Genomic DNA, 9,173 nt, shown 5'->3' with positions numbered 1-9,173 from the left:
CCACCGGCCCCCGCTCCCACCACGAGCGCCCCGCCGCCGCTGCCCACCGCGCCCAAGGCGCCGGACGCCTGGAGCAGCGCGGAGTCCCAGATACTCAAGCTGGTGAACCAGGAACGCGCCAAGGCCGGCTGCCAGCCGCTGCGCGCCGACGCCTCGCTCGCCAGGCTCGCCCGGGACTACAGCAGGGACATGGCCCGGCGCGGCTACTTCTCGCACACCGATCCGGACGGCCGCAGCCCCTGGGACCGGGCCAAGGCGCGCGGCATATCCAACATGGGCGGCGAGAACATAGCCCGCGGCCAGGCCAACGCGCAGTCGGTGATGGACGCCTGGATGAAGAGCCCGGGGCACCGGGCGAACATCCTCAACTGCGACTTCAGGACCCTGGGTGTCGGGGCGCACTTCGCCTCCGGCGGCCCCTGGTGGACGCAGGCCTTCGGCTACTGACGCCGCTCAGCGCACGCCGAGCGGTCAGCGCGTGGCGAGAGGTCAGCGCGTGGCGAGAGGTCGGCGGATGCGCGGCGGGCGCTGGCAGCGCGGGCAGTAGTAGCTCGACCTGTTCATCCAGGGGCGGCGGCGTATCGGTGTGCCGCAGCGCCGGCAGGGCTCGTCCTCCCTGCCGTAGGCGTCCAACGACCGGTCGAAGTACCCGGACTCGCCGTTCACGTTGACGTAGAGGCTGTCGAAGCTGGTGCCGCCGACCGCAAGCGCCTCCTCCATCACCGCCCGCACGTGTGTCAGCAACTCGCTCACCCGGGGCCGGGTGAGCGTCGCGGTGGGCCGGTCGTAGTGCAGCCCGGCCCGCCACAGCGCCTCGTCGGCGTAGATGTTGCCGACGCCGCTGATCAGCGACTGGTCCAGCAGCGCCCGCTTCACGGTGGTGCGCCGGGCACGCAGGGCCCGTAGGAACGCGTCCTCGTCGAACTCCGGGTCCAGCGGGTCGCGGTTGATGTGCGCGACGACGTCGGGCACGCCGTCCCCGGTGAGCGGGTGGAGTGAGAGGCCGCCGAAGGTGCGCTGGTCGACGAAGCGCAGTTCGGTGTTCAGCTCGTCCTGGAAGCCGATCCGCACCCGTAGGTGCTTCTCGTCGGGCGCGTCGGCCGGTTGGACGAGCAGCTGGCCGCTCATGCCCAGGTGGGCGAGAAGCGCCCAGTCGCCGTCGTCCGCCCCCTCCTCGAAGGGTCCGCCGCCCAGCGGCAGCCACAGGTACTTGCCGCGTCGGCGGGCTTCGAGGACGCGCCGACCGCTCAGTCGGGCCGCGAAGTCGGCGGCGCCGGCGACGTGGCGGCGGACCGCCCGCGGATGCAGCACGGCGACCTCCGCCGTGCTGCGCCCGACGATCCAGCGTTCCAGTCCTCGTCGGACGACTTCCACCTCGGGCAGCTCGGGCACGGTGCTCCTCCTCGGACGGCTCGGCCGTCGGTGCTCGGTGCGGGGGTGTCCGGACGGGCCCGCCCCTCGGGCCCGCGCAGAGCCGTGGCCCCGGTCGGCGGTTCAGCGCCGGCCGGGGCCACGGTGGTTGGTTCAGTGCGGGGCTTCGGCCGACGCCTCCCGGGGCGCCTTGTCCGCCGCCTCGCGCGCGGCGGCGTCGGCCGCCGCGCGGATCTCGCGCCAGGCGGCCTCCGCCGCCTGCTGCTCGGCTTCCTTCTTGCTGCGGCCGGTGCCGGTGCCGTACGCGACACCACCGACGCGGGCAGCAGCCGTGAAGGTCTTCTCGTGGTCCGGGCCCGTCTCGCTCACCACGTACTCCGGTACACCGAGGCTCTCGGCCGCGGTGAGTTCCTGGAGGCTGGTCTTCCAGTCGAGGCCCGCGCCCAGGCTGGAGGACTTCTCGATGAGCGGGTCGAACAGTCGGTGGATCAGCTTGTCCGCGGCGTCCAACCCCTGGTCGAGGTAGACCGCGCCGATGACCGCCTCCAGCGTGTCCGCGAGGATCGACGCCTTGTCCCGGCCGCCGGTGCCCTCCTCGCCCCGGCCGAGCCGGATGAAGGCGCCCAGGTCGAGGCCGCGCGCGACCTCGGCCAGCGCCCGCGAGTTCACCACGGCCGCCCGGAGCTTGGCCAGCTGGCCCTCCGGCAGGTCGGGGTGGTTGCGGTACAGCGTGTCCGTGACGACCAGGCCGAGTACCGAGTCGCCCAGGAACTCCAGGCGCTCGTTGGTGGGCAGGCCGCCGTTCTCGTACGCGTAGCTGCGGTGGGTGAGCGCACGCACCAGAAGGGCGGACTCGAGTTGGTACCCGAGCCGCCCTTCCAGGAGCGAGGGGGACGACTCCTTCGCCCCCGCGGACCCCAGATCCGCCGCTGCCGATTCACCCCCGCGTGCGCGGGACGTGGTCTCTGGCGTGCCGGCGTCTGACATGGAGCCTGTCACCCGCCGATCAGACCTCGAGGACCTGACGCTTGTTGTAGGTGCCGCAGCTGGGGCACGCGATGTGCTGCTGCCTCGGCTCCTGGCAACGCTCACACGTCACCAGGGTGGGGACCGCAGCCTTCCACTGCGACCGGCGGTGGCGCGTGTTGCTGCGCGACATCTTCCGCTTCGGAACAGCCACGGCTACTTCTCCTGCTTCTCGTCGGCGTCCTCGCGGACGCCTTCCTGGTTGTCCTTCTCGCCGTCCCGGATGGTGCCGGCGAGTCCCTGTAGTGCCGCCCAACGGATGTCGACGGCGTCGTCGTGCTGGTGGTCAGGATCGTCCGCGAGCCGGGCACCGCATTCGGTGCACAGCCCGGGGCAGTCCTCCTGGCACACCGGCTGCATCGGCAGTGAGAGCACCACCGCGTCCCGCAGCACCGGTTCGAGGTCGAACAGGTCGCCCTCGAGGGAGAGCATCCCGTCCTCCCCGGAGTCCTCGTCCTCGGCGTCGTCGCCGGTGTCCGCGAAGCGGCTCCGGTCGTCGGCGTCGGGGTAGGAGAACATCTCCTGGAACTCCGCCTCGCACGACTGCTCCAGCGGCTCGAGACACCTTACGCACTCCCCCGACAGGGGGGCGCGGGCGGTACCCGTGACGAGCACGCCTTCCATGACCGACTCCATACGGAGGTCGATCTCCACCGGAGCCCCCTCGGGCACCCCGATGACCTCGATACCGAGGTCCTTCGGGGCCTCCACCGTGCGGGAGACCCTTTTCAGCGCACCAGGACGCCGCCCCAGCTCACGCGTGTCGAACACGAGAGGGGCGCGGTGGTCGAGGGGCGTTTTCAGGGCTTCCTGCTTTCCTGGGAGGGCCTTGCGGTGGAAGTGACGGTGACCGTTCGGGTGCCGCGCGGGCGCCCGGCGGTCGGACCGCGACCACGGCATGCCGGAAGGCACACCTGGCCGAAGAGACAGAATACTGGACGGCTCCGGATGATCCCAATCCGAGCCCCGGCCGCCGGTCAGCGGCCCTGTTCGTAGCGGCGCAGCTGCTCCATGTCGATCATGCTGGTGTCGAACAGGCTGGTCTCGTCCAGCGCGGTCGGCTGGGGCGGCTGCGCGGGCTGCTGGTACCCGCCGTGGTGCTGTCCGCCGGTCTGGTAGCCGCCGTCCTGGTAACCGGTCTGCTGGGCGCCGGTCTGGTAGGCGCCGGTGTCGTAGGAGCCGGTCTGGTAGCCCGTCGCGTCGGGGGCCGTCTGCGGGTAGCCGTAGCCGCCGGGAGCCTGCGCGGCTGGCTGCTGGTAGCCGTATCCGTCGGAGGCGTGCGCGGGCTGCTGGTAGCCGCCGGGCCGGCCGTAGCCGTCCGCCGGGTAGGCCTCCTGCGGATAACCGCCGGAGGGGTAGCCGGCGGGGTCGTTCGAGTCGTAGCCGCCGGCCGTCCCGCCCTCGCCCGGGTAGCCGGTCTGCGCGGCGGGGGACGTGGACGCGTCCGTACCGTCGGGGAGTTCGGCGAGTCCCGCGAGGTAGTCGGCGTCGCTGGCGCGGACACCGCCGGCCGGGCCGCCCTCGCCGTCCTGGGCCGCCATGTGCTCGGCGAGTTCGTCTGTCGGCCGGTGTCCGGTGAGCTTCTGACGGCCGCGGCCGACGGCTTCCAGGGTCTTGGCCAGAACCGCCTCGAACGCCCTGAACTGCGCCTCGATGTACTCCTCGGCGCGCTGCCGGCGGGTCTCCGGGTCGACGGGGTACTCCTGCGGGTCGTCGATCGCGACGTCCTGGCCGTCGGCGGTGCGGCCGAGCAGCTTCTCCCGGCCCCGGTCGACGGAGCCGATCGTCTTGCTGAGCACGACCTCGAAGTTCGCCAGCTTGCTGTCGACGTAGTCGTCGGCCTGGGCGCGGATCTCGGCGGCCTCCCGGCGGGCCTCGTCGAGGATGCGGTCGGCCTCCTGCTGGGACCGGCGGGCCACCTCGGTGCCGGAGACCAGCGAGCCGCGCTCGTGGTGCGCGGCGTCGATGATCCGCTGGGCCTCCTGGCGCGCCTCGGCGACGACCTGCTCCCGGTCGCCCAGCACCTCCTGGGCCTGCGCGAGTGAGCCGGGGAGTGCCTGGCGCACCTCCTCCAGCAGGCCCAGCAGCTCGGCGCGGTTGACCACGCAGGAGGCCGACATGGGCATGGAGCGGGCGCTCTTGACCGCCGTGACGATCTCGTCGAGTCTCTGCTGTACGTCCACGGGGGTGACTGTACGGCCAGCGGACGCCCCCGCGACAGCCGAAGCGCCCGCCTCCCCCACCGCGTTCAGCGCTCGGCCAGCCGGGCCCGCAGCGCCGTCAGCACCGGCTCCGGCACCAGGTGCGAGACGTCGCCGCCCCAGGCCGCGACCTCCTTGACCAGGCTGGAGGAGAGGAAGCTGTAAGTCGGGTTGGTCGGCACGAAAAGCGTCTCGACGCCCGAGAGTCCGATGTTCATCTGCGCCATCTGCAACTCGTAGTCGAAGTCGCTGACCGCGCGCAGGCCCTTGACGATCGCCGGGATGTCGCGCTGCTTGCAGAAGTCGACGAGCAGGCCGTGGAACGCCTCCACCTCGACGTTCTCGTATTCGGCGGTCACCGTGCGGATCATGTCGATGCGCTCGTCGACCGTGAACAGCCCCTGCTTGCTCTTGTTGATCATCACCGCGACGTGCACGACGTCGTAGAGCTTGGAGGCCCGGCCGATGATGTCGAGATGTCCGTTGGTGATGGGGTCGAAGGACCCCGGGCAGACGGCGCGGCGCACTGGTCTTCCCTCGCTCTCCGGGCTGGTCATGACGCGTCGGTAACTTCTTCGGCCGCGCGACCGTACCAAAACGTTCCCTCGCCGTAGCGACGGGATCGCAGGGCCTCGAAGCCGTCCGGCCAGCGGAACTCGCCGCCTCTGGTGCTGCGCTCCACGGTGGCGAGCGCGGCGGCGGAGAGCCAGCCCCCCGTACGGAGTGTGAGCAGGATCTCCCGCAGCCGGTCGTCGGTGACGGCGTACGGCGGATCGAGGAAGACGACGTCGAACGGCTGCTCGGGTGGCGGCCCCTGAAGCAGTTGCTCGGCCTTGGCGGTGCGCACCTCGGCGCCGCGCAGGGCGGTGCTGCGGACGTTCTCCCGGGCGATCTTCGCGGCCCGCGCGTCGGCCTCCACCAGCAGGGCGTGCGCGGCGCCCCTGGACAGCGCCTCAAGGCCCACCGCGCCCGAGCCGGCGTACAGGTCCAGCACGCGAAGGCCGGTCCACTCGCCCAGCCGGGCCTCCCAGCTGGAGAACAGGCCCTCCCGGGCACGGTCCGAGGTGGGCCTGGTGCCCGTGCCGGGCGGCACGGCCAACCGACGGCCACCGGCGCTTCCGGCGATCACGCGAGGCATGGCGGGCAAGTCCTTAGGAGTCGGTCTCGGGAGTCGGTCTCGGGAGTCGGGCGGTTGCGGAATCAGGCGGTCCGCCGGTCGTGGTCGGCGGCCGTGCACCCAACGATATGGCCGTCCGCGGCGGCCGGCCGACCACCCTGCGCGGCGCGGGCCCGGTCAGCCCTTGTCCAGGTACTCCTCCCGCTCGGCGTCCAGCAGCGCGTCCAGCGCGGTGCGCAGCCCCGGCAGGCTCTCCAGCGTCGGGTCGGCGGCCACCACCGCCGTGGCCTCCCGCCGGGCCTCGGCGATGACCTCCTCGTCCTCGATGACGGTGAGCATCCGCAGGCTGGAACGGACCCCGGACTGCGCCTGGCCGAGGACGTCGCCCTCCCGTCGCTGCTCCAGGTCGATGCGGGACAGCTCGAACCCGTCGAGCGTCGCGGCGACCGCGGCCAGCCGGGCACGGGCCGGGCTCGCCTCCGGCGCCTCGGTGACGAGCAGGCACAGCCCGGCGGCCGATCCTCGCCCGACGCGGCCGCGCAGCTGGTGCAGTTGGGAGACGCCGAACCGGTCGGCGTCCATGATCACCATGACGGTCGCGTTGGGGACGTTCACGCCGACCTCGATCACCGTCGTGGCGACCAGCACGTCGATCTCACCGGCGGCGAAGCGGCGCATCACGTCGTCCTTCTCGTCCGGCGGCATACGGCCGTGCAGCACCGCCACCCGCAGCCCGGAGAGGATTCCGCCGAGCTGCCCGGCGACGTCGACCACGGCCAGCGGCGGCCTCCGCTCCTCCCCGTCGGGCCCCTCGGGTTCCGCCGCGGCGCCGTCCGCGACCTCCTCCGGTTCCGCCGCCTTCCGGCCCTTCCTCTCGCCCGCCGCCGGCTCTTCGTCGCCGATGCGGGGGCAGACGACGTACGCCTGGTGCCCGGCCAGGGCTTCCTCCCGCACCCGCTCCCAGGCGCGGGCGAGGAAGTGCGGTTTGTCGGCGGCCGGCACGACGTGGGTGGCGATCGGCGCCCGACCGGCCGGGAGCTGGTCGAGCACCGAGGTCTCGAGGTCGCCGAAGACGGTCATCGCGACCGTGCGCGGGATCGGGGTGGCCGTCATGACCAGCAGGTGCGGCGGCCGGCTCCCCTTGGAGCGCAACGCGTCGCGCTGCTCCACGCCGAACCGGTGCTGCTCGTCGACGACGACCAGGCCGAGGTCGTGGAAGCGGACCTTGTCCTCGATGAGCGCGTGGGTGCCGATGACCACACCGGCCTCGCCGGTGGCCAGGTCGAGCAGGGCCTGCCGACGGGCCGCCGCGCCCATCGAGCCGGTCAGCAGCACGACCTTCGTGCCCAGCTCGCTGCCGCCGAGCATGCCGCCCTCGGCGAGGTCGCCCATCATCTCCACGATCGAGCGGTGGTGCTGCTGGGCCAGCACCTCCGTCGGGGCGAGCATCGCCGCCTGCCCGCCGGCGTCCACCACGGTGAGCATCGCGCGCAGCGCCACCATCGTCTTTCCGGAGCCGACCTCGCCCTGGAGCAGCCGGTGCATCGGGTGCGAGCGGGCGAGATCGTCGTGGATCTCCCGGCTGACGCGCTGCTGGCCCTCGGTGAGGGTGAACGGCAGCCGGGCGTCGAAAGCCGCCAGCAGGCCGTCCGGACGGGCGACCCTGGGTGTCGCGGGCAGCTGCTCGTCAGCCAGCCTCCGGCGGGCCAGGGCGACCTGGAGGACAAAGGCCTCGTCCCACTTCAGCCGCGCGCGGGCCGCGTGGATGTCGGCCCTGGTGCGCGGTCGGTGGATTCCGGCAAGCGCCTCCGGCAGCGGCAGCAGCTCGCGGGACCGGCGCAGGGTACCCGGCAGCGGGTCGACGAGTCCGGCCCAGTCGATGGCCTCCAGCGAGTCCAGCACCGTGCCGACGGCCTGCTCGATCTTCCAGGAGTTCAGCTGGCGGCAGGCCGGGTAGAGCGGGAGCAGCTCGCCGGCGAAGCGCTCGACGGTCTCCCGGCCGTCCTCCTCGTCGAGCAACTTGTACTCGGGGTGGGCGAGTTGCAGCTTGCGGTTGAACACCGAGACCTTGCCGGCGAACATCCCGCGCCGCCCCGGCAGCAACTGCTTCTCGTGGGCGAAGGCGCCGCGCCCGAAGAAGACCAGCTGGAGCCGCCCGCTGCCGTCGGTGAGCGTCACCTCCAGCCGCTGGCCCCGGCCCCGGTTGAACTTCAGCAGCCGCGCGTCGGCGACCCGGGCGACGACCGTGACGTGCTCGTCCAGCGGGAGGTCGGCCAGACGCGTCAGCTCGCCTCGTTCGGCGTAGCGGCGGGGGTAGTGGTGCAGCAGGTCGCCGACGGTGTGCAGGCCGAGCTGTTCGGCCATCACCGTGGCGGTGCTGCCGCCCACGACCTTCTTGAGGGGATCAGCCAGTGCGGACACGGTCCCCATCTTGGCGCACGCCTGTGACAGCGCCGCGGACGACGCCTGCGGCGGCCGGTCCCGGCCCGCGCTACTCGACGCCGATGAGCAGCGGCGCGCTCTGCCTGCCGGTGTAGACGAGGGTGTCGACGCCGAGGTGGCCGCGCCGTACGTGCTGCTCCAGCCGGTCGGCGAGGGCGCGGTCGACGTCGGTGCCGAGCACCACGGTGACAAGTTCGCCGCCGGCGGCCAGCATGCGGTCCAGCACGGCGGTGGCCGTCTCGAACAGCTCGCGGCCGATGACCGCGACGTCGCCGTCGATCATGCCGAGGAGGTCGCCGGCCTCGCAGACCCCGGCCGTCGTCCACGAGCGGTGTTCGGCGACGGCGAGCTCGCCGAAGCGGGTGGCGCCCGCTGCCGCGGTCATCGCAACGACGTCCTCGTCGAAGCGGCGGGACGGTTCGTGTACGGCGAGCGCGGCGAGGTTCTGGACCGGGGAGCGGGTCGGCACGATCGCCACCCGCAGTCCGGCGGCGCGGGCCTGTTCGGCGGCGGCCGCCGCCGGGTGGCGGAGTTCGGCGCTGCCGGGCAGCAGGATCACCTCGCGCGCGTGGGCCCGGGTGACGGCGGCGGCCAGTTCGCCGCTGGCCGGCGGCTCGCCGGCGCGGGTGGTCAGCACGGTCGCGCCGGCCTCGGCGCACAGCGCGGCGAGCCCGTCACCGGGCACCACGGCGACCACCGCGCGGGCGACCGGTTCGGGCGTCGGCGCGGGCTGCTCCCCGAGCCGGTCGAAGTGGGTGATGCGGATGCGGTGCGGGCGGCCCGCCTCCACTCCGGCCTCCACGGCGGCACCGGCGTCGTCGACGTGCACGTGCACGTTCCACAGGCCGTCGCCGCCGACGACCACCAGGGAGTCGCCGAGGGCGTCCAGTCGGCCGCGCAGCCGAGCGACGGCCTCCTCTGTCGCGTCCAGCAGGTAGATGACCTCGTACGCCGGTCCGACGGTGCCGGCCGCGCCGGAGTGGTCTACCCGGGGGCGCGGGCAGTGCGTGGGGGCC

The 9,173-nt window shown here is 72.9% G+C and carries 10 protein-coding genes; 1 reads left to right on the top strand and 9 read right to left on the bottom strand.

What is annotated here, in order from left to right:
* Positions 1–447, top strand: a 447-nt coding sequence (locus FNX44_RS19220) for a CAP domain-containing protein (protein WP_228450012.1), incomplete at its 5' end; no start/stop codon positions are given.
* 42 nt (positions 448–489) lie between these two features.
* Here the strand turns inward: FNX44_RS19220 and mutM are convergent.
* The 9 genes from mutM to FNX44_RS19175 all read right to left on the bottom strand — a co-directional run.
* The gene (gene mutM, locus FNX44_RS19215; protein ID WP_143649540.1) at positions 490–1,392 is read right to left on the bottom strand and encodes a bifunctional DNA-formamidopyrimidine glycosylase/DNA-(apurinic or apyrimidinic site) lyase; all 903 of its coding nucleotides are present in this window, start codon (positions 1,390–1,392) and stop codon (positions 490–492) included.
* A gap of 132 nt (positions 1,393–1,524) precedes the next feature.
* Positions 1,525–2,358 (bottom strand): ribonuclease III, encoded by an 834-nt coding sequence (rnc, locus tag FNX44_RS19210; protein WP_143649539.1) that lies wholly within the window; start codon positions 2,356–2,358, stop codon positions 1,525–1,527.
* A gap of 19 nt (positions 2,359–2,377) precedes the next feature.
* Positions 2,378–2,551 carry a 50S ribosomal protein L32 gene (gene rpmF, locus FNX44_RS19205; protein WP_143649538.1) on the bottom strand — a complete coding sequence of 58 codons (174 nt, stop codon included), beginning with the start codon at positions 2,549–2,551 and terminating at the stop codon, positions 2,378–2,380.
* 2 nt (positions 2,552–2,553) lie between these two features.
* A complete protein-coding gene (locus tag FNX44_RS19200; protein ID WP_407699101.1) occupies positions 2,554–3,168 on the bottom strand; it encodes a YceD family protein in 615 nt (204 codons plus the stop codon).
* Between the two features lie 206 nt (positions 3,169–3,374).
* Positions 3,375–4,580 carry a F0F1 ATP synthase subunit B gene (locus tag FNX44_RS19195; protein WP_143649536.1) on the bottom strand — a complete coding sequence of 402 codons (1,206 nt, stop codon included), beginning with the start codon at positions 4,578–4,580 and terminating at the stop codon, positions 3,375–3,377.
* Between the two features lie 65 nt (positions 4,581–4,645).
* Positions 4,646–5,125 carry a pantetheine-phosphate adenylyltransferase gene (coaD, locus tag FNX44_RS19190; protein ID WP_181354342.1) on the bottom strand — a complete coding sequence of 160 codons (480 nt, stop codon included), beginning with the start codon at positions 5,123–5,125 and terminating at the stop codon, positions 4,646–4,648.
* Between the two features lie 26 nt (positions 5,126–5,151).
* The gene (gene rsmD / locus FNX44_RS19185) at positions 5,152–5,736 is read right to left on the bottom strand and encodes a 16S rRNA (guanine(966)-N(2))-methyltransferase RsmD (protein ID WP_143649534.1); all 585 of its coding nucleotides are present in this window, start codon (positions 5,734–5,736) and stop codon (positions 5,152–5,154) included.
* 156 nt (positions 5,737–5,892) lie between these two features.
* On the bottom strand, positions 5,893–8,145 hold the full coding sequence (recG, locus tag FNX44_RS19180; RefSeq protein ID WP_153507472.1) for an ATP-dependent DNA helicase RecG: 2,253 nt from the start codon (positions 8,143–8,145) through the stop codon (positions 5,893–5,895).
* A 61-nt stretch (positions 8,146–8,206) separates the two neighbouring features.
* A partial coding sequence (locus tag FNX44_RS19175; RefSeq protein ID WP_500274136.1) for a fatty acid kinase subunit FakA-related protein occupies positions 8,207–9,173 on the bottom strand: 967 nt, incomplete at its 5' end.

It is taken from the genome of Streptomyces alkaliterrae, assembly GCF_007097205.2.
GTDB lineage: Bacteria > Actinomycetota > Actinomycetes > Streptomycetales > Streptomycetaceae > Streptomyces > Streptomyces alkaliterrae.
This window is presented reverse-complemented; position numbering and strand designations above follow the sequence as displayed.